At 44.1% G+C, this 19,519-nt stretch carries 21 protein-coding genes; 14 read left to right on the forward strand and 7 right to left on the reverse strand.

Translation table 11 applies throughout. From position 1 onward, the window contains the following. Positions 1-147: 147 nt before the first annotated feature. A complete protein-coding gene (locus tag ACFQ1X_RS10605; RefSeq protein WP_144840843.1) occupies positions 148-1,065 on the reverse strand; it encodes an LCP family glycopolymer transferase in 918 nt (305 codons plus the stop codon). A gap of 13 nt (positions 1,066-1,078) precedes the next feature. Continuing rightward, positions 1,079-1,786 carry an SGNH/GDSL hydrolase family protein gene (locus tag ACFQ1X_RS10610; RefSeq protein ID WP_144840842.1) on the reverse strand — a complete coding sequence of 236 codons (708 nt, stop codon included), beginning with the start codon at positions 1,784-1,786 and terminating at the stop codon, positions 1,079-1,081. Between the two features lie 245 nt (positions 1,787-2,031). Here ACFQ1X_RS10610 and ACFQ1X_RS10615 point away from each other — a divergent pair, with 245 nt between their 5' ends. From ACFQ1X_RS10615 to ACFQ1X_RS10625, 3 genes are all read left to right on the forward strand, one after another. Next, positions 2,032-2,760 carry a YveK family protein gene (locus ACFQ1X_RS10615; RefSeq protein ID WP_144840841.1) on the forward strand — a complete coding sequence of 243 codons (729 nt, stop codon included), beginning with the start codon at positions 2,032-2,034 and terminating at the stop codon, positions 2,758-2,760. Positions 2,761-2,763: 3 nt separating this feature from the next. Beyond that, entirely contained in the window at positions 2,764-3,465 is a 702-nt protein-coding gene (locus ACFQ1X_RS10620; protein ID WP_144840840.1) for a CpsD/CapB family tyrosine-protein kinase, read from the forward strand. 149 nt (positions 3,466-3,614) lie between these two features. Beyond that, the gene (locus ACFQ1X_RS10625; protein ID WP_144840839.1) at positions 3,615-4,382 is read left to right on the forward strand and encodes a tyrosine-protein phosphatase; all 768 of its coding nucleotides are present in this window, start codon (positions 3,615-3,617) and stop codon (positions 4,380-4,382) included. 224 nt (positions 4,383-4,606) lie between these two features. On the opposite strand, the gene ACFQ1X_RS10630 is transcribed toward ACFQ1X_RS10625, so the two are convergent. Then, positions 4,607-5,341, reverse strand: a complete 735-nt coding sequence (locus ACFQ1X_RS10630; protein ID WP_379082481.1) for a S16 family serine protease — start codon at positions 5,339-5,341, stop codon at positions 4,607-4,609. 87 nt (positions 5,342-5,428) lie between these two features. Between ACFQ1X_RS10630 and ACFQ1X_RS10635 the strand changes: the two genes are divergently transcribed. The 5 genes from ACFQ1X_RS10635 (at position 5,429) to ACFQ1X_RS10655 (ending at position 9,935) form a co-directional block, all read left to right on the forward strand. Continuing rightward, positions 5,429-5,737: a hypothetical protein gene (locus ACFQ1X_RS10635; RefSeq protein WP_144840837.1), complete on the forward strand. Its 309-nt coding sequence runs from the start codon at positions 5,429-5,431 to the stop codon at positions 5,735-5,737. Positions 5,738-5,775: 38 nt separating this feature from the next. Further along, a complete protein-coding gene (locus tag ACFQ1X_RS10640) occupies positions 5,776-7,245 on the forward strand; it encodes a PIN domain-containing protein (protein ID WP_144840836.1) in 1,470 nt (489 codons plus the stop codon). A gap of 567 nt (positions 7,246-7,812) precedes the next feature. Further along, a complete protein-coding gene (locus ACFQ1X_RS10645) occupies positions 7,813-8,178 on the forward strand; it encodes a hypothetical protein (RefSeq protein ID WP_144840835.1) in 366 nt (121 codons plus the stop codon). A 3-nt stretch (positions 8,179-8,181) separates the two neighbouring features. Beyond that, entirely contained in the window at positions 8,182-9,033 is an 852-nt protein-coding gene (locus tag ACFQ1X_RS10650) for an IS4 family transposase (protein ID WP_144840834.1), read from the forward strand. A gap of 248 nt (positions 9,034-9,281) precedes the next feature. Beyond that, positions 9,282-9,935 carry a YecA family protein gene (locus ACFQ1X_RS10655; RefSeq protein WP_379082485.1) on the forward strand — a complete coding sequence of 218 codons (654 nt, stop codon included), beginning with the start codon at positions 9,282-9,284 and terminating at the stop codon, positions 9,933-9,935. Between the two features lie 133 nt (positions 9,936-10,068). Here the strand turns inward: ACFQ1X_RS10655 and ACFQ1X_RS10660 are convergent, their stop codons facing one another. After that, positions 10,069-10,656 carry a PIN domain-containing protein gene (locus ACFQ1X_RS10660; protein WP_144840832.1) on the reverse strand — a complete coding sequence of 196 codons (588 nt, stop codon included), beginning with the start codon at positions 10,654-10,656 and terminating at the stop codon, positions 10,069-10,071. Continuing rightward, a complete protein-coding gene (locus ACFQ1X_RS10665) occupies positions 10,640-11,302 on the reverse strand; it encodes a helix-turn-helix domain-containing protein (protein ID WP_144840831.1) in 663 nt (220 codons plus the stop codon). The genes ACFQ1X_RS10660 and ACFQ1X_RS10665 overlap by 17 nt, the downstream gene beginning before the upstream one ends. A 283-nt stretch (positions 11,303-11,585) precedes the next feature. On the opposite strand from ACFQ1X_RS10665, the gene ACFQ1X_RS10670 reads away from it, so the two are divergent. From ACFQ1X_RS10670 to ACFQ1X_RS10695, 6 genes are all read left to right on the forward strand, one after another. Next, positions 11,586-11,924: a transposase gene (locus ACFQ1X_RS10670; RefSeq protein WP_379082489.1), complete on the forward strand. Its 339-nt coding sequence runs from the start codon at positions 11,586-11,588 to the stop codon at positions 11,922-11,924. After that, the gene (locus ACFQ1X_RS10675; RefSeq protein WP_144840829.1) at positions 11,921-12,799 is read left to right on the forward strand and encodes an IS3 family transposase; all 879 of its coding nucleotides are present in this window, start codon (positions 11,921-11,923) and stop codon (positions 12,797-12,799) included. Before ACFQ1X_RS10670 ends, ACFQ1X_RS10675 begins: the two co-directional genes overlap by 4 nt. 511 nt (positions 12,800-13,310) lie before the next feature. Further along, positions 13,311-14,162: a zinc ribbon domain-containing protein gene (locus ACFQ1X_RS10680; RefSeq protein ID WP_144840828.1), complete on the forward strand. Its 852-nt coding sequence runs from the start codon at positions 13,311-13,313 to the stop codon at positions 14,160-14,162. Between the two features lie 22 nt (positions 14,163-14,184). Further along, complete coding sequence (locus tag ACFQ1X_RS10685) at positions 14,185-15,990, forward strand: TcaA NTF2-like domain-containing protein (protein WP_144840827.1); 1,806 nt, start codon at positions 14,185-14,187, stop codon at positions 15,988-15,990. A gap of 10 nt (positions 15,991-16,000) precedes the next feature. Further along, positions 16,001-17,404 carry a TcaA NTF2-like domain-containing protein gene (locus tag ACFQ1X_RS10690; RefSeq protein WP_144840826.1) on the forward strand — a complete coding sequence of 468 codons (1,404 nt, stop codon included), beginning with the start codon at positions 16,001-16,003 and terminating at the stop codon, positions 17,402-17,404. Positions 17,405-17,839: 435 nt separating this feature from the next. Further along, positions 17,840-18,439, forward strand: coding sequence for a DUF7713 domain-containing protein (locus ACFQ1X_RS10695; protein ID WP_144840825.1), 600 nt, complete (start codon positions 17,840-17,842; stop codon positions 18,437-18,439). Between the two features lie 42 nt (positions 18,440-18,481). On the opposite strand, the gene ACFQ1X_RS10700 is transcribed toward ACFQ1X_RS10695, so the two are convergent. After that, on the reverse strand, positions 18,482-18,700 hold the full coding sequence (locus tag ACFQ1X_RS10700) for a hypothetical protein (protein WP_144840824.1): 219 nt from the start codon (positions 18,698-18,700) through the stop codon (positions 18,482-18,484). Positions 18,701-18,907: 207 nt separating this feature from the next. Then, positions 18,908-19,513, reverse strand: a complete 606-nt coding sequence (locus ACFQ1X_RS10705) for a transposase (RefSeq protein ID WP_144840823.1) — start codon at positions 19,511-19,513, stop codon at positions 18,908-18,910. Positions 19,514-19,519 lie beyond the last annotated feature (6 nt).

Consider the following 19,519-nt stretch of genomic DNA (forward strand, 5'->3'; position numbering starts at 1 on the left):
ATATGGAGCAAAACAGCGAAGACGCCCAGGGGACCAAGCGAAGTGCTGAGATCCACTCGGGCGAAGTGAAACGAGACCGAGTTAGCTCAGCGCAAGCCCCCAGGCAAGCGAAGCTGTTTTGCGGAATATCGATTCGATTGAAATTAACTACATATTCAAATGCCCCTTCAAAGTCGTCTGAATCGCATTCAACTCATTAGGATCCATCATATAATACCAGATACCATCAATCGTCTCCCCATAACCATCTTCCACAATAATCTGATCGACCTGCCCGACAGCACCACTGTAATTCTTCTGAACATCGCGCATCTCGCTGAACTCCATATTCGTCCGCACATTACTGCCCAGTGCATCAAAAATATCCCCGTAATTCACAAGGCTGTTAAGCGATGCGCCTTCACGCATAATTCCCTGGATAACCTGCTTCTGTCGATCCTGGCGGCCGAAATCTCCACGTGGATCTTCTTTCCGCATGCGCACATAATCAAGTGCTTCGTCGCCATCCAAATGGATTTCCCCGGCTTCAAAACCGTCAAAAGCCATCGGGCTGTTTACTGTCACGCCATCAACCGCATCCACAATATCCTTAAAACCTTCCATATTAACCTGTACAACATAATCAATCGGAATATCGAGCAGATTCTCCACCGTTGCCATCGACATCTCAATGCCGCCGAAAGCATACGCATGGTTAATCTTGTCCATCATGCCTTGTCCGATAATTTCCGTATACGTATCACGCGGAATCGACAGCATCTTTGTTGTCTCTTCCTCAGGGTTGACCGTCAGCACGACCATCGTATCGGAACGGCCTCGATCACCTTCGCGTTCGTCGACTCCGAGAAGCAGGACAGAAAAAGGATCTCTCTCTTCCAGTTTCACTTCTTCAATGCGCATATCCGAAATTGGACGGTCAAGCGGTTCGTACATTTCGTCCAATGTGCTCGTGAAGCTGGAATAGATACTGAACAGGTAAACGCCGACTCCGATTGCGATAAGTCCTAAAATCCCGACAATCCACGGCCATTTTTTCTTCTTGGCCTTTTGCTGGCTTCTTCTCATTTTGTTTCCTCCGTTAGCTGCCTGTGAAATAGGCGATTAGGGCATTTGCCCACGTTTCGGCACCCATGTTATTGGGGTTGCTTTCTTCTGTCAAATAAGTCTTGAGTGTCAAATCTTCGGTGGAGGGCCATTGTTCCCAATGGTTAATATACACATAATTCTGAACGGCTGCAAATTCTTCCAATGCGGTGACTTGTGTGCGGTAAAACTGTGCACCATAGATTGGTTGAGGCGGATGCAATACCAGCACGGCATCGTTTGTGGCCGTCAAAATTTCGCCGAACACGTTCTGGATATGCAGGTGCTCCGTTTCAATTTCAACCCGGCCGTTATTCTTCAGTGTAAAAGGCTCCATCAATACGACGTCATAGCCGTCAGAAAGTTGCAGACCGGTCATTATGAATTCTTCGGACGTCCCTTCAAAGCTCATGACTTCCGTTTCAACAAATCCGCCGTAGGCCATGTCGATGGCCTCAGTGAATAATTCGCTGTAGCCGGGATTTCCTGCTTCCATCGCTTCAGATCCCACCACCAGCAATTGAACCCTTTCGCCTTGTTCTTTCCTATTGAAAAACAGCTCCTGTACCTTGGGATCCATTTTGGCAGTCAGGCTGTCCAAATCGATTTCTGTCACTTCTTCGGAAATCGCAGATGCTTTCCACCGCTGTTTCTTCAGCAGGGGCGGCGACTGCCTGCTCGGCAGGTTTGCCCGCAGCGGCAAGTTTCTCTTTCCAGCTCACGTAGCTGAAAAAAGAATCGTATCGGATAATATAATCGATCTAATAAAGCCGAACTTTCTCAACACTATAAAAAATTTTTTCTTGTAAACAATTTATAAACATAAAGATAGCATAAACATGTCTATTAACCTAGGAGAATTTATACATATTAGAAGTCGTAATATTCACACTTTATGCTATACTAGCATAAAATGATTAAAAAAACTTTTAAGGGAGACGTCTTAATATGGAAGAAACTATCAGTTTACAGGATCTTTTCAAGACGATTCGCAAGCGCCTCGGACTTATTGTCCTGCTCACCATCCTTGCAATAACGATTGCAAGTGTCATCTCATTCCTTGTTCTGACGCCAGTCTACCAGACATCGACTGAAATCCTCGTCAACCAGAGCCCGACAGAATCGGGGCAATTGACGAACCAGAATATCCAGACGGACCTGCAATTGATTAATACATATTCCGGCATCATCAAAAGTCCGGTCATTTTGGGGCCTGTTGTGGAAGAGCTGAATTTAGATTTGTCCACAGAAGAGTTGTATAGCAAAATTACCGTCAGCAACGCCGATCAATCGCAGATTGTTAATATTGCGGTGCAGGATGAAAATCCGGCAGTTGCGGTGGACATTGCCAATACGACGGCGACGATTTTCGAAAGCAATATCCAGGAATTGATGAATGTCGATAACGTCACCATCCTGTCACCAGCTGTATTAAAAGAAAATCCGTCCCCGGTCGCGCCGAACCCGTTGCTGAATATGGCAATCGCTGGAGTGGTCGGCCTGATGCTGGGCGTCGGCATCGCATTCCTTCTGGAATATCTCGATACGACGATGAAAGACCAGCAGGATATTGAAGAACTTCTCGGTATTCCCCTTCTCGGTTTTGTTTCACCGATTATTGAAAAAGCGGAACTTGGACAGGAAAATGAAACTGAATCCAGAAGAAGGGCGGGGTAAAGAATGGCCAGAAAGAAAAAGGTTCTCCAGCAGACGGCGCGGAAACTCATCGCTTATACAACGCCCCGTTCATTTGTAGCTGAACAATTCCGTACGCTGCGTACCAACATCACATTTTCTTCGCCCGATGCGGATATCCGCACGATGGTCGTAACGTCAGCAGCCTCGTCAGAAGGAAAGTCAACTACGTCGGCCAACCTGGCAGTAGTATTTGCGCAGGAAGGCAAAAAAGTTCTGCTGGTAGATGGCGATATGCGGAAACCGACGACCCATTACACGTTCCATACAGGGAATACGACGGGCTTATCCAGTGTACTGACGAGACAGACGACCGCGGAAGAGGCGATTCGGCCAACAGCGGTTGAGAATCTTGACCTGTTGACTTGCGGACCGATTCCACCGAATCCGGCGGAATTGCTGAGCTCCAAATCGATGGATACACTGATCAGCCAATTGATGGACAACTATGATCTGGTGATTTTCGATGCTCCACCGATCCTGGCGGTAACGGACGGCCAGATTCTGGCGAATAAATGCGAAGGCGCAATCCTCGTCATCAACTCAGGTACCACTGAGAAAGAAATGGCGTTAAAAGCGAAAGAAGCAATTGAATCTTCGAACAGCCGCATCATTGGAGCTGTTCTGAATAATTTCGAACTTCCGAAAAACAGCAGCTATTATCAATACTACGGCGCAACGGAGTAAAAAGAGGAAACTCTTTTTACTTTTTCTTTTGTGCGGAACAGTAAATAATAGGGATTAATATTTTGAGTAAATAAACTGACTCTCTCTATATATAGAAGAAATTCATTTTCAAATTCCCTGTTTTACAGTTGGATAAGGAGGAACACCGAGTGATAGATACACACGCACATATACTTGCAGGTCTGGATGACGGCGCGCAGAACATGGAAGAATCGAGGAAATTGCTTGAAGAGGCGGTAAAAGAACAACTTACCGCCATCATAGCTACACCACACGCTTTTCATCCGAACTTCCAGACTGACATGGATGCCTTGAACGCACAGTTGGAAATGACAAGGAATTACATCAAGGAACAAAATATCCCGATCAAACTATACAGCGGGCAGGAATGCCGGCTGAGTGATAAGCTGCCGAATCGGCTGGATGAAGGGAAAGCGCTGACGTTGGCGGAGTCCCGCTATGTCCTGCTTGAATTGCCTTCATCGGGGGTGCCTGTGTACACGGTGCCGGTGATCCAGCAATTGATTACGCGCCATTATGTGCCGATCATTGCACATGTGGAACGCAACCAAGGCATCATTGAAAAACCGGAACGGCTGAACCGTCTGCTGTTGCACGGCGCATTGGCGCAAGTGACAGCGGGATCCGTATCGGGGCATTTCGGCAAAGCGATCCAAAAGACGGCGTTTGATCTGATGGAAGCGAATCTGATCCATGTGTATGGGTCGGATGTGCACAGCCTCGATAAACGACCGTTCCTGTTTAATGCGGGACTCGATCTGATGGAGAAGAAGAAGCTTCATGAGTTTGTCGATATTTTCCTTGAGAATAACGAGCGTATCCTATTGAATCAAAACCTGCATGTGCTGGAGCCTCAAACGGTGCAAAAAGGGAAATGGTGGAACATCTTTTCCTGATAGTGAATTTAAAGTGAAAATGTTTTACTCCTAAAAATCGCGTCCATGCGTCAAAGACGATCCGGTGTATTTACACGAAAATTGCATCCAAAAGAAGCTGGCTTCAGAAACCCCAAAACGATTTTCTGAAGCAGCTTCTCTATATTTATCCAGCAATGTAAGGAGTCATAATTGTTCCAGACACAGGAAAGAAATAGGAATTTTATAGAAGTCGGGAAAAGAGGCTAAGCATTTTCATTGAGCCATTCCTTTGCTTCCTCGATGGTAGTTACAGGCACTACGATAATATCCTTGTTTTTTTTCATGAAAAGGGCCAGTTCATTATAATTTTCCTGTGGCACCATAAAAATATCAGTGTCGTTTTTAACTGCGGCAATTCCTTTTATGTGAATATCACCTACGGGTCGAACTATACCTTCAGCATCCATTGCACCGGTTATCACAATCTTGAGATCGGATTTTACCCAGTGAGCGTCCGTATAGCTGCCGAATAAACATAAGGCTAATCCAAGCCCATCAGAATCACCAAGGCTTTCAGGGATTTTTGAAATTCTCAAAACCTCCTCCCCAGGATAATGGACATTGAAATAGTCGGGCAAATTCTGGTATTTATCACGTTTCGCTTTCAAGTACTGTGTTGTATTTTGGCTTGCCTCGATAACCATGGTATTGAAATTATCATATTCCACATAAGAATAGCTGCCTGGCCAGATTTTGTTTTTCCACAAAAATTTTATAAAATCAGCTCTCTTCTCAACTGGAAAACTGTAAACGGAAACTTTGTTCAAGTTCACTTCTTCACCGATTTCTTCGGCGTATGTAATAACGGGGCCTGGGAGGGTGACCACTGCATTTTCTGGAAGAGACGAGTAGATATATAAAGGCAGTGAAATGATGACAACTAGCAAAAAAGCCTGGCACAGGTGGTAAAGTTTATCTTCCTTAATTTTTTTAATCATATTCTCTCTCCTGTATAAAAATATAAGCCTATTATATCTTAAATAATGATAAAATAGATTCATAAAATGTTGAGGGGAGTGAACATTATGATGTTTATCTTATTATTGATAATTGGTTCATATGTAATGGGATTACTATCTTTTATCTTCGTTCGTTTGAAAAAGAACAGAGAAATAAAGAAGGTTTTCCTTGATCCGTATGATGAAATCACGAAACAATTTGTCCGTATAGAAAATCACGCTACAAACCAAACTTCATTTAAAGGGAAGTCAAAGAAAAACTCCGGTGGCTATATGAGTGATTCCAAAGGGACCGACCAGGATGATATGGATTTTGCGCTGCGTGATGGAGTTTACAGCGATAGCATGTCGTACGATTCCAATGACACCTATTAACAAAAATATAAATATTAAGTCATGTAAAGGAGAATAATATGCTGCTGATATTCTTTACTTTAATTGCTAAAGGCATTCTGAAACTGAGTACAGACGAAACATTTTTTTACTTCCTGTTGATTTCGTTTATTTTAATGGTTATTACTTCAAGTCTTGTTCACTTGGGGAAAAATAGCATTTCTAGAAATACAGCTGTCATCCTTTCTGTTTGGTTCCCGGGAATGGGGCAATTTTACTTGAAGCAAAGGTTGACTGGGCTTCTTTTTTATCTTTTATTTCTTGCAACATGCTATATGGGGACCCAAATAGACATAGCAGTATCAACAGCATTTCTGGTGCTGAGCATCTTTACGTTCGCTTCGGCGTTGCCAGCTTATTTGACAGTGTTGACTGAGGGCGGAAAATCTCACTTGGGCGCTCAAAGAGAGGCCGTTTTAAAATATAAAAAATTGGCGCCGTTTCTTGAAAAAGGTGTTATTCCTGCTCCGGATACGAATATGCTGATGCATGATGGGTTATTGATCACTGCGATATTAAGGGATTCCAATGCTCCGTTGATGATAAGCAGTGTGGTAATAGATGAATTGGACAACTTAAAAACCAATCGAGATGTAATAAGAAGAAAACGAGCGCAATTTGCTTTTGATCTGATTGAAATGTTCCAGGCAAGTGGTCGCGTTAAAATCGCTAAAATGCCAAACCATGTGACACGTGAAAAATTGAATTTTGCACATACCAATGACGATAAAATCGCTGCCTCATATATGAATGAATTTCAAAAAAATAAAGTGCCTGTTGTTTTTTTGACGAACGATAAAGGGGCTCGAATTATTGCGCGAAATGCGGGACTGCCTTTGCTGGAGATAGACCGGGAACAAACAAACGATCCAAATCTACTGAGCATCAAAGCTAAAGAGGGATTTTCGACTGGTTTAGCGGCAGAAAATTCAGCAGGAAGAAAATTTACCTCATATTTACCGAGAATCGAGGTTCCAGGACTGGGTGGCTTTCTTCGTATCGCTGTTTTAATGTTTCTTGCTTTCGGCATTTACGTGCTATTTGATAAATCGGAAAATGCCAGTGAAGCAAAAGGGGGAGAACTGGCTGCAGCAGAAGCAGCGACCAATACCGTTTGGGAAAAACCCGATTTTCCAATAGCTGAATTGGAAGTAACTGAAGTAACAATTGAAGAAGGTGTCGAGGAATTTTCAATCTCTTACGAAATCATTAACCACAGTGAAAATACATATGTCTTTGGATTTACCGAGAGTGATTCTGGATCGGAACGCGAGTCTTTCCCTGTAAAGCATGCAGACGGTATACAACTCACTTTTCATGATGGTTCTGTGAAAAATCACATCGGTGGACATACTTTACAACCTAAAGAAAAAGGCAAAGTCTTCTTTATGGCTAATGAATCGATAGATAACCTGAAATCTGTTTCGATGCTGATACATAAACAGGAAACAGGTGAAACAATTGAATGGACAAAGGGGGGCGAGGAGTAATTCACGCCCCGGGGAAAGAAAAAAATCTAAAAAATTCTGCCAATACACTACAATTACATACGAAAGAAGCTACAGTCCTATGAACACCAATTTCTAAGGATTAGCGGTTTGATTTTTATGTAGAAACAGGAATTGGCATGAATTGCGCCGTGCCCCGGGAAAGAGTTTTGAAGAGAGTACTCATGAAAGTTTAAGCCTGGAATTGAAAAAAGATGATGATTACTCGATCATGTACGTTCCATGTCCTGGGAGCGGTAAACATAAAAAAATCGCGCCCCCGCGTCAAAGAAGATTCAGTATATTCACGAAAATTGCATGCAAAAGAAGCTGTCTGCAGAAACCCCAACGGTTTTCGGAGACAGCTTCTCTATATTTATCCAGAAATGTAAATAGTCATAATTGGTTCCAACACAGTGGTTAACCACTGGCGTTGCATAGCTCCCATGGAACGGCACTATTGTAAAAACTATCCAAAAATAAGCAGGTTAATATAAAAAAGAAAGCCCCCGACGTAGAATGAGACTGACGACTAAATCAGTTTTAAATCCTACAGAAAGGAGCTTCCTTATGAAAAGTGTAGACGAAAAGAAAGTCTTTCGTCAATATTTAAAACTCCTGCCAATCAACGCATTAGCTTGCCCGCTGTTGAACTATGACGCGAAAAAGTTAACTGATTTTGCGCTGGTCAAACTCATGATCATGGCGAATATCAGCAAGTGGGAATCCCATCGGGTCATCGCCTTGAACGTGGGTCCTGAACCGTCACTCCAACAGGAATTGAACCTGAAGTCGATTAGTCATTCACAACTTAGTCGTCGATTGATCGATTTGAATACGGCTCACCTGGCCGAGCTGTTGGGACATTTAGCTCGCCATTACTGGATTCTGCAGCGACACGCAGAAGGCATCAATCCCCATGTGGGGATTCTTTGACTCATCGATGCGACTTACATCAAGTTACCGGATAGCGCATCGAACTGGACTGCTGTTTCGAAAGTGTCCAGCGGAATCAAGTTGCACATACGCCTGGTCGTTGTCTCGGCTAAGAGCGTCTTCCCGGAAAAGATGATTCCTTCTACTGGAAATATCGCAGACGTGGATGCGGTGAATCACATTATCGATGTCGATAGTGCCCTGTATATCATGGACCGCGGATACGGACACAAAACAAAGATGGGCGGATGGATGGAACAGAATATCGATTTTCTGGTACGTGTTCGCCATGATTGCAAAACAGAAACACTACGGGCTTACACACCGGATCTGCCAAATGTCGTAAAAGACGAGCTGGTGTCCATGCGGACACATGAGAAGAAATTACGCTACATCGAATTTGTCGATGAGAAGGGCAACCATTACCATTTGATCACGACTCGCCTTGATCTCAGTGAAAAGGAAATTCTCGATGCATACAAGAATCGCTGGTACATCGAACTGTTTTTCAAATGGATCAAGCAACACCTGAAAGTAAACCATCTGTTCAGCGAATCCCCAGCGGGCATCTGGAATCAGATGTTTTTGACATTGATCGCCTTTGCGCTCTCAGAAATTCTGCGGCTTATCCATTTGCCTAACACGACGGCGTGGAATTTTCTAAAGGCGATGCGGGCTTATATTTATCAGCCCTTCAGTGAATTGATTGCTTATATGAATCGTCCGCTGAAAAAAAGCAAAGGCCGGCAGAAAGTACCAATACCTGAGATGAAAGAACTCCGTTTCGGAGAGGATTATGCCATTGTCAGACCGATTTCAAAACAGCATTATATCAACAAGCAACGAAAAAGTTAAAAAAAGGAAATCTCTTTTTGGATAGCTCTTCTTCTCTTTTTGTCTTTACGTGGGTTAACTTTACTTTTCTTACTAATAATAGATTCTATGCAACGCTAGTGGGGACAATCTGGGAACTGCTGGAAAAAAGAGTGCGGGAGCAAACGGACTGCTGGATTGACAGGATGCTGAGCAGCGTTTGTTGTTCCTCCGCGCGCATCCTTGTGCTACATTGAACCTACAGACTTATGCGAAGGCGGTGGTTCTGTATGGTGGGCCGCAACGATCCTTGCCCTTGCGGCAGCGGCAAGAAATACAAGAAATGCCACGGCAACGAACAAACAGCGAATTTACAGGAAATGGTGGAGACAGAACTGGCGTTGATCCGCCGGCGATTCATCGATGAAGGCATGCGAAATCGGCATGTGGTGGAAATGATGCGCCGGGATAGAGAGTGGTTTTCGGCACTGGAAGGGATGTTTCCGCCCGATTTGATCATCGATTTGTCCTTCGAGAGTTATGCGTATGTCGAGAACCGCAAGTTGTGGACCGCATTTGTGAAGCAGGAGCTCAAAAAGAGCCATCGCCCGCAAGTAACAGAAGTGCTCGAGGCGTGGCTTCATCCATTTTGGATTCTGGCGAAAGTGGAGGACCAGGCCGCGGAGTTGCTGACGGTCAAAAATGAACGGAGCGGAGAAATCTACACGATTGAAGCGCCGGAAAAACAGGTGGAAGGGGAGTGGCTGTTCGGAATCGTCTTCCAAAATCCAAAGGCAAAAGAAAACCGCTTGCAGCTAACGAGCGGATTAATGTTTATTCCACCACGACACAAAGAGATAATGGAACGGATCTCTTCGAAGCTGGAGAATTTTGACGAGGATTCGCTCGGGCTTTACCAGTCGTTTGGGCGAGCACCTGAATAAGGTTGTGAAAAGACGGGAACTCGTACCGATAGAAATTTTTAGGGAGTAGTTAAAGTAGAAAAGCCGTATCCACTATAAAAAATAGCGGATGCGGCGCTGATGAATTTTTAGGGTACACTAATTGATTTAGGTTTTATTCTAAGTAGCGAGTGCAAAAGTCATGCGGATGTATACGTTGGATTTTCCTGATTTTTGATGGGAAACGGCGATGGTTAGCGGTCATTATATAATCACAATCCCTTTGGATTGCTGTAACCCATACATGAAAATCAGCCTGATTAAATTTGTTTAAAGGTTCTGCCATCTCTTGTGATGCAATAATTTCTCTTGCGGTGTCAAGGCTGCACTCACTTAGTTCTACTAAAACTTCTCCAATTGGAAGGTTTTCTCGCATAATCGTTTCAACGCTATATCTGCCAACCTTACTATTAACAGGTAAATCATTATAGTGTTGAAAGATAGGCAACAAGAATTCATGAAGAAACCCTTCGATTTCATCATGAGTATATTCGACACGGCTACTTCCTTGTCCGAGTCCCTTTGCAGCATTTCGTACAAATTCGAATAAGCACACCTTGGAAACCACAGGCACATAGAGGTGTGGAAAGCGGGCGGCCTTTAGAATTTTTCGATTGATCCCATCTTGACGCAACGCTCCACAAAGCACAGTAGTATCTATAAATACCTTTGGTGGATAAGAGGCATTATAACTTGAATTCATCTACAGGCCCCGCAGCTCGATTTTTAGCATCAATTTTTTCGAGAATCTGATTTGCGCGTTCATCTTGTTCGGCTGTCGTTATGAAGGCGGCTTTCGGAATTCTCCAGTGTCCCCCTTCAGTTTGTCGGGCTTCAGAAAACTTTCCTTTTTCACACATCCGCCTGATCGTCTGATCACTCAAGCCCAATTTTCTGGCAGCTTCAGTAGTAGAATAAAAAAGGCTTTCCGTGTCGGTATTTTTACGTGGCTTTGGTGAATGCCTCGCTGTCAAATGAGCAGCTCTTCTCGGGCTTCTTTTAGCTAGAACGGAAGAAATCATTTTCCTTTTAACGTGTTCAGGATTTTCCCCTGTTGCTTGGCTTAAGAGATCAATATAATCCAATAAAAACTCATATGCCTGTTCTCTTTTTCTATCGTTTAAGGCTCTTCTAATATTTCTGTCAAGCTGTTTCATTTTAAGTAAGGTCTCGTGGTCAGGCAAAGATAAGGGGATCGCTGATATTGTTGGAGTAAAGCTATCAATCTCTCTAAGTGAACGTTCAACGGCCAGTTTAAATACGATGGTTGCTTGTTCCTCATCAATGTTTGCCAAAGTCTCAATGCTTTCCCACAATTTCTCATGTTCGCGATCAATTACGTTTCCCATTATAATCGCCTCCTGTTTAAATTATATCCAAAAAACTCAACAAAATCAACAAACCAAACAATAAAATCGCGCCCCTGTGTCAAAAACGATTCAGTATATTCACGACAATTGCATGCAAAAGAAGCGATGCCCAGGAACCGCAAGGGTTGTGGGCATTGGCGGGTGTATAATAATCTGGATTTTCAAATAGTCACAAAAGTTTGCAACACAGTGGTCGACCCCCTCATAATGGACAAATGACATGTTATGATTGTTGATAAATAAGGGTTTGTGGGGGATTCCAGTGAATAATTATGCAAAAAAGCCAAGAAAAGCCTATAAACGGCTCTCACAGGACGAGAAGCTGGAGGCCGTGTTAGAGGTTCTTGAAAATGGTCGAAAGCGGAAAGAAGTAGCTGAAGAAAAGGATATTTCCTTGAATTCGATTGCCATTTGGATCAGAAATTACAAGATGTATGGAAAAGAAGGATTGAGCTTTGATAAAAGAGCCGCATTCGTTCCGCAGGAAGAAACGCAAAAAGAGTTGAAGCGGCTAAAGAAAATTGAAAAGCGATACAATGAACAGCTAGAGGAAATCGAAATCCTAAAAAAGTTCCAGGCCTTTCTCAGGGAGAACGAATGAGCAAACGGTATGAAGCCGTATCGTTATTGAGGAAGGACCACCCTGTCGAGCTTTTATGTAAGGCGATAGGTGTTTCGAAAAGTGGTTACTACAGCTATATAAACCGCCCCGCCAAGACGGTTTCCGAACGAGATCAGAAAGACATCAAAGCGATCCAGCAACTGTACGACAAAAGTAAAAAAACATATGGAGCCAAACATATTGCCGGTGAATTAAAAGCGAAAGGACATGTCATTAACCACAAGCGTGTAAGCAGATTGATGAGAGAAATGAACATTAAATCCGTCATCCGGGCCGTCAGGCCATCCACGATTCATAAGGAAACCAGTGGAGGGTACATACACCCCAACCTGTTGAACCGCGATTTTAATGCCGTTCTGCCGAACCGCAAGTGGGTGACCGATCTGTCTGAGTTGACGGTCAAAGATGTGAAATTTTTTATTTCCGCGATAGTAGATCTCCACAACCGGGAAGTCATCGGTTTCGCCATCAGTGTGCACCCGAACGCAGACCTGGTTGAAAAAACCGTTCGAATGGCGATGGACCGGAGAGGACTAACGGATTTGAAGCAAGTGGTTCTCCATTCGGACCGGGGAAGCGTGTATTCTTCTACGCGGCACCATCGGTTGGAAAACGAACTTGGCTTCAGCCCCAGCATGTCCAGGAAAGCGAACTGTTGGGATAACGCGGTCATCGAGAGTTTTTTCTCACACTTGAAAACGAAATTTCCTCACTTCTTCTCAATCGATTCAGCCGAACAGGTGATGGCAGATTTGCCGAAATTCGTCGCTTATTATAACGGAGAACGCAGTCAAAAAAGGCTGGGTTATTTGACGCCCGCTGCCTACTTAGAATTAGAAAAACTTGCGAGTTAATACATAGTTATTCACTGTCCGAAAAATAGGGGCTAGACTACCTGGGAACAAAATGTGACAGAATAACAAAGAAATTCCCTTCCAGTGAACACGAGGTTCACTGGAAGGGAGTTGTTATTTTATACAGAACGCGGAATTGCCAAATAAAGAAGCAGGGCAGTGGAAAATATATGCGTTCAGTACGTGACGTTGATGTCATTTTCCTTGAATTTGGCAGTCTGTTTTTAGGTTCAATATAAGCCGCATTCAAAGTCTTTTTCCGACTTTGGATGCGGCTTTTGAATTGGCTATGAAATCCGGGGAGTAACTAATTTAAAACTTAGTGTTGGTTAAGATTTTTGTTTTGTAAAATATTTCATTTTATAATCTGTGATTTTACTGAAATTACCTTTACTTAAATATTAACTCTATTATAATAGGTAAAAAGATGCTAAAAATAATTAGATAATGCATCTTTTTAAACGGGTATTTAGACTTATCTATTTACCAAAAAAATTTAGGGGGAAACACGATGAAATGCTCGAATTGTCAACATGAACAGGCTTCTGGGAAGTTCTGTGGAAAATGCGGTACTGTGCTGACGGCGCATACTGGAGAGGCTGCAGGAAATACGGTACCGCCGAACCAGGAACCAACGCCTCAATTTACTGCCGATGCATCTGCTCCGGTTTATCAGGCTCCGACAGAACCGAATCAGCACGTGGAAAAAGTGAAAGCCACATCCAAGCAATACTGGAATTACTTTTTGCAGTACGTAAAGAACCCGGGTTCAATTGTTGAGCAGCAAGCCGGTCAAATGGTAAACGCTTTAATCACACTTGGTATTTTTGCACTTATATTTTCTTTGGCTATCTATAAAAATTTAAGCACGGCTTTGCAGCCATTCAATGAAATGGGTGGTTTCTTTGGAACTTCAGAAAGCATCATGCCTTCTTATTTCTCTGTTCTGTTCACGACAGTTTTCAGTCTTGGGGTAATTTTTGCATTGGCGGCAGCCTGCGTTTACTTAGTGAATAAATTTGCAGGTCCCGATGCATCCTTCGCAAGTGTGGTCACGATGTTTGGGACGCTCACGGTTCCATCCGTAGTGCTGGTTGTGGCAGCGTATCTGCTGTTGCTGATCGAGTCTCTGGTATTCGGCAATATTCTTTTACTGATCAGTTTAAGTCTGACCGTATCGATGATGCCAATGTACCTCATCACCGTTTTATTGAAAAAGTCGTCGAAAGCAATCGATTCCTTCTATGCCTACCTGTCTTATATCGTATTATTCAGTGTAAGTTTTACGATTGTGGCAACCGTATTCTTTGATTCGACAATTGGACGCTATATTGAAGACTTACAGGATTTATTTTACTTCTAATAAATGAAGGTATGGTGAAAACATGAAGAAATTTTGTACGAATTGCGGACACGCCAATGATCAGGATAACCGGATATGCGTCGAATGTGGTGCGTCCCTGACCGAAGAAAAACAGAGTTCAGAGAAACCGGCCCAAACGGAACCTTCTGTAAAGACTAAAAAACCGTTAAGTTTAAAGACCAAAATTTTGGCGGCAGTCGCCCTTTTGTTTGCCGCATCCCTGATCGGCGTCTATTCGTGGGGCAGCGAAACTGCCTCGGCGGATACGGTCGTGACGAAATTCCTGGAAGCGCTGGAAAATGAGGATGCCGGAGCTTTGGTAAAACAGGTGCAGCTTTCCAATGGGGAAGCGATGACGGTGAAAGAGGCGGGTGCCTTTATCGAGCTTTACGGGAACATTACACCTTATGAGCTGGAAGATGTCGCCAGCATTGAAAAAAATGGAAAAGTCATTGGCATTTTTGATGCCCACCGCGTTGTCATTCCCACTCAAAAGCTGTCATTCAGCTTTCCGCATGATGGCCTGGCTTTGAGCTTGAACGGGGAACTGGTGACTTCTGCAGATAATAGCGACGGAGACTATGTTTTCTCTGGAATAAGCCCGGGACTTCATGAAGCAGAATTTCTTTATGAAGGGGAATTGGCGGAGTTTCAATATCCGTTTCAACTCGAAGCTTATATGTATGCGGATTCTTCAGTGATCGATCCAATCTATGTGGATTTACCGGTCAGTTCAGTCATGTTCGGGCTGGAACTATTTAATGCGGAAGATCCCGGCGCCAATAAAGTGATCATCGGTAAAAAAGAAGTATCGGTAAATGAATACGGTGAAACGGATGACATCGGACCGCTTCTGTTGGACGGCAGCACTACCGCACGGGCGGAAGTCATCTTTCCATGGGGTCCTCAATTATCCGATCCTGTTGATATCACCTCCGATTACCATATGCTTGAATTTTCAGGTCTGGGAGAGGAACAGCATGCAGCATTGATTGACCAGTTAAAACTCTTTGCGGAAGAATATGTGCAGGCATTCGGCACAAGAGATTCAAACGTCTTTACAACGGTCACGAAAGATCAGCTAACTGAGTTTAAAGAAGGATACGAGTCGATGGAATACTATGAGAATCTCTTCATGGGTTCGTTGACCGAAATCATTGTGGATGAAGAAGCGATCACGATTCTGTCGGACGGAAAAACGGTGACGGCAAACGTCGAACTCCAAATAGACGGCGATTATTACTACGCCTCTGAAACTCCGGAACCAGAAGAGATGGAAGTGACAGCTTCCATCGATTTCGTCTTTGATAAAGAAAGTGGAAAGTGGCTTGTCAGCTACTATAATGAAGGTGCTTATGTACAGGATTTCACGCCAACTGACACTTATGAGGGCAGCGGAAAAGTTTTTGAGAAAGCCATGACTTCAGTGGAAGTGGAAGAAACGGATGAAGAAGATCGGTTTGCTGTTGACGAAAGATCCGTCGAATGGCTTATGAGTGATTATAACGATGCCAGTGTAGCAGCCATCAACGCAGGTGATTTCTCTCTTGTATCCGGTTTGATTTATGGAAGCGGGCCACGAGCTGAAGAACAATCCGATTTCATTGACTATATGTATTCAGAAGGAATTACGGAAGAACATCTGAGTACACAGATGGAAAAACTGGAGAAGTTGGATGACGATTATTATGAAGTCACGACCATCGAGAAATTCATCATTCATAATGAAGATGGAAGTAATGAAAAAACATATCGAACGGTGACGAAGTTAAGAGTGGATACAGATGGAACTTATATTTATGAATTAATTTCCACAACTGAAATTTAGGAGGAAGAAGATGAACCGGTTTTGCAGTGAATGCGGTCAGAAAATCGAATCGGAACAGCTTTTTTGTCCGGAATGCGGAGCACCGCAGCAAACTATAAAGAAAGAAACAACCCAGCCACAGCCGGTCAATCCGCCATCCGCACGTAAGCCCTTGTCATTTAAAAAGAAACTGAGCTTTACGCTTATCGCGGTTCTTATGGTTGGATTGGTGGGCGGCCATCAGCTGATCAAAGCAAATACGTCGCCCGAGCAGAAAGTCGATGCGTTTCTGCAGGCCCTGTATGCCGGCGATACGGATGCAGCAATGGCTGAAATCACAATTCCGGACAATGTCAGGAAAGATGAAGAGGCGTATCAGGAATTTCTGGTTGAGCAGGACCCGGACGGCTTCAAAAATCGCATGTACGAAGCTGCCCACGGAGTCGTCGATGACGGTATTACACGGATCGTTTCCCATGAGGATGGGCTGGAGCTGTTCCGCATAAAAGAAGGCAAGTTTATCGGCATGTACCCGGTCATCCAAATTGAAGCGATGCCGGTGGACGTGCAGTTCGCAACGGACGTTGAAGGTGCTCAGTTTGAACTGGCCGATACTGTCACGGAAACCCGCACTGGCGATACAGAAGAGCTGGGCGCATTTTTACCGGGTACTTACGATTGCCGCGTTTCGATGGAAAACGGAATAGTGGAAAAAGCGCTGGATCTGGAATGCGAAATTTCGGGCAGCAATGAAATGGTTCTTGAGGTCAGCATTCTGGACTTGATGGTGGAAATTTGGACTAACCATGAAAATGCCATCATCTATGTCAATGGTGAATCGACTGAAAAAACCGTTAAGGAAAATAATCTTCTCGGACTCATTGGAGAAGGGCAGACAGTCGATTTGTTTGTGGAAAGAACCAACGAAAACGGGGAACTTGAAACATCCGAAGTGATTACTGCCGATTCAGGCAGTTATGTTGAATTGCCGATTTATTCCGCAGATCCGAACGAGGAAGAAGATTCTTCAATAGCAGATGACGAAGAAAAAACTTCGGCAGCAGTCAATGAAGACACGCTTGCGGCGTTCATTGCGGATTTCCGCGCAGCTTATGAAAACGCATTGAACCAAAAAGACTTCTCTTATGTCGCCGGCTTCCTGGAAGAGGGCAGTATTGCACGCGATGAACTGGTCGACTTTATCGATGAAATCGGCAACGACTATTACCTCTATGAATTCCTGGTGGATGAAGCAGTCGACATCGAAATTCTCGATGAAAAAGCTTACGTAACAACCTATGAAGAGTTTAATTTCACGAATCACCTGGATGCTGTGACAACTTACAACCGCAGTAAAAGATACGAAATCCAGTTGAGCAGCGATGGCACACCACAAATATCCCGTATTGATATTATGGACACGGTTCGTGATTAAATACGTCTCCCAGGGAAAGAAACAATTCTACAGAATTCTGACAATTCACTACAATTACATGAGAAAAAACTGCAGTCCAGTGAACATAAGGTTTTATGAACACGAGGTTTGATATTTATACTGTAAATCGCGCCCCTGTGTCAAAGACGATTCAATCTATTCACGACAATTACATGCAAAAAAGTGATACCCAGTACCCACAAGGGTTCTGGGTATTAACGCCTGTATAATTATCTAAATTTTCAAATAGTCATAAAAGTGTGCGACACAGGGACAATCTGGGAACTGCTGGATAAAAGTAAAATACAGTAAGTTGAATATCCCGATAGCTATACTTGGCACTCCCCACTTCTTCATTTTACTATTTACATTTCTCACTGAATTAACTTAAAGTGAAGAGAGAACAATTGATGAACTTTGAAAGAGGTGACGGCAATGGCTCTATGCCAACGATGCGGAAACGACAATTCATATATCCATTTAACTTCGGAAGCCAAAACGGAAAGCCTTTGCCTAAGGTGCTACAATGGGCTGATGACAGCCGAATTCGGCGTGGAAGCTGACAGCTACCCGGAGGGAATGACCATCCGCGACGGCAAGGGGACAGCTCACTATTTTGAGATTCGAAAGCGGCTGGACCCACTCCACATCTTCATGGAAGCGGTGGAGATGAAACAAGGCGGTTATGACTTTAAGGTGATGGGTGATTTATATACCGATCAAGGGGAACTGCTCCTGCAGTTAATTGCCAAAGCCGAAAAGGGGATGGCAGAGTCCTATGTAGCAGAGGGAACTTTTCCAAACGGTCAACGCTATCATTCCATACGGAGCGGCCGGTTGGCGGGTCGGGTAGAATCGGATTTAAGCGATGAGCGGATGCCGTTGCTTGCAGTAGACGGCAAGTCCTTTACTTGGGATGAATTCGGTAAGATGCTGATGAGTTATGAAGGATTTCAGGTGAAACTGCAGTTGGTGGATCCATATGATGAAATTGAATGGGAAGACTGTGAACAGAAAAAAGAGCAGGAACAGTAATTTCACTGTTCCTGCTCTTTGATTGTTTGGAAGAAATTCACTCTACTTTTCGTATTGTTTTTTATACTCTCTTTCAAACATCAGAAGGATTTTTGTCTCGTCTTCAGAACGGGGACGCTGACGACCCGGTTTTAAATCAGAAATAACTTCTTCTGTCCCCTCTTCTAAAGTTTTCAGGAAATCATCCGGCAGCGTCGACTTGGAATTGCGACGCTCTTTCATGGCTATGCTGGCTATTTCCAGTATACGTTTTGAACCCATTGTCGATCACCTCTTTCTTCTATAATAGCATAATTTTGCTGTAATCAATATAATTGTGGTTTTGGTTCAAAGTGCGCCCCTATGTCGATTATGCCGGACAAAGAGTCCAACTGCACATGACAATCTGGGAACCGCTGTACATCATTGCCGCCACCTGCAACCTGAACTCCAGCCGAAACTGCTACCAGCAACACCTTTCAAAAAACCCTACATCACCGGCGGCTCCATATCCTCCTCGTGTTTATCTTCTTCCGCATTCTGCGCATACGTCAGGCAGTACATGCAATACGCCGCGTTGTTCTTCTCAAACGGCTCCGGCAGCAATTCCCGCAACAGCTCCCGGTCCAGAAACGCCGGAGCGGGGAGCGTGTCGTCCCAATACAGCGGAAACGAACTGTAAGGATAGTGCTCCAACCGTTCGACCATCGGCTTCTTTGTCTGGATCGGGTTGCGGTGGATATAGCTGCTGACGGTGAGCAGGCCGAGCCGGGAATCGACTTCCTTGGCAAAATAGCGTTTCTGGTAGATGCGGCCGATATGGCTGTGGCGTTTTGCATACGACGAACTGTAGCGCCGGTTGACCAGGCTCATGATTTTGTGGAGCGGGTCCCGCAGCGGCTTGATCAGGATATGGTAATGGTTCGTCATGAAACACCACGCCAGAATCGTGAAGGGGTAATTGGCATGCACTTCCGTAAATACCCGCTTCAGCTCACGCATATCCTCTTTCGTCCCGAAAACCGGCTGCCGGTTATTGCCCCGCAGTATGACGTGGTAATAGGAATTCGGATTGAATTCGCGCCGTCTCGTCATCGGACT

Origin of the sequence: Metaplanococcus flavidus (assembly GCF_042675885.1) — a bacterium.
Taxonomy (GTDB): domain Bacteria; phylum Bacillota; class Bacilli; order Bacillales_A; family Planococcaceae; genus Planococcus; species Planococcus flavidus.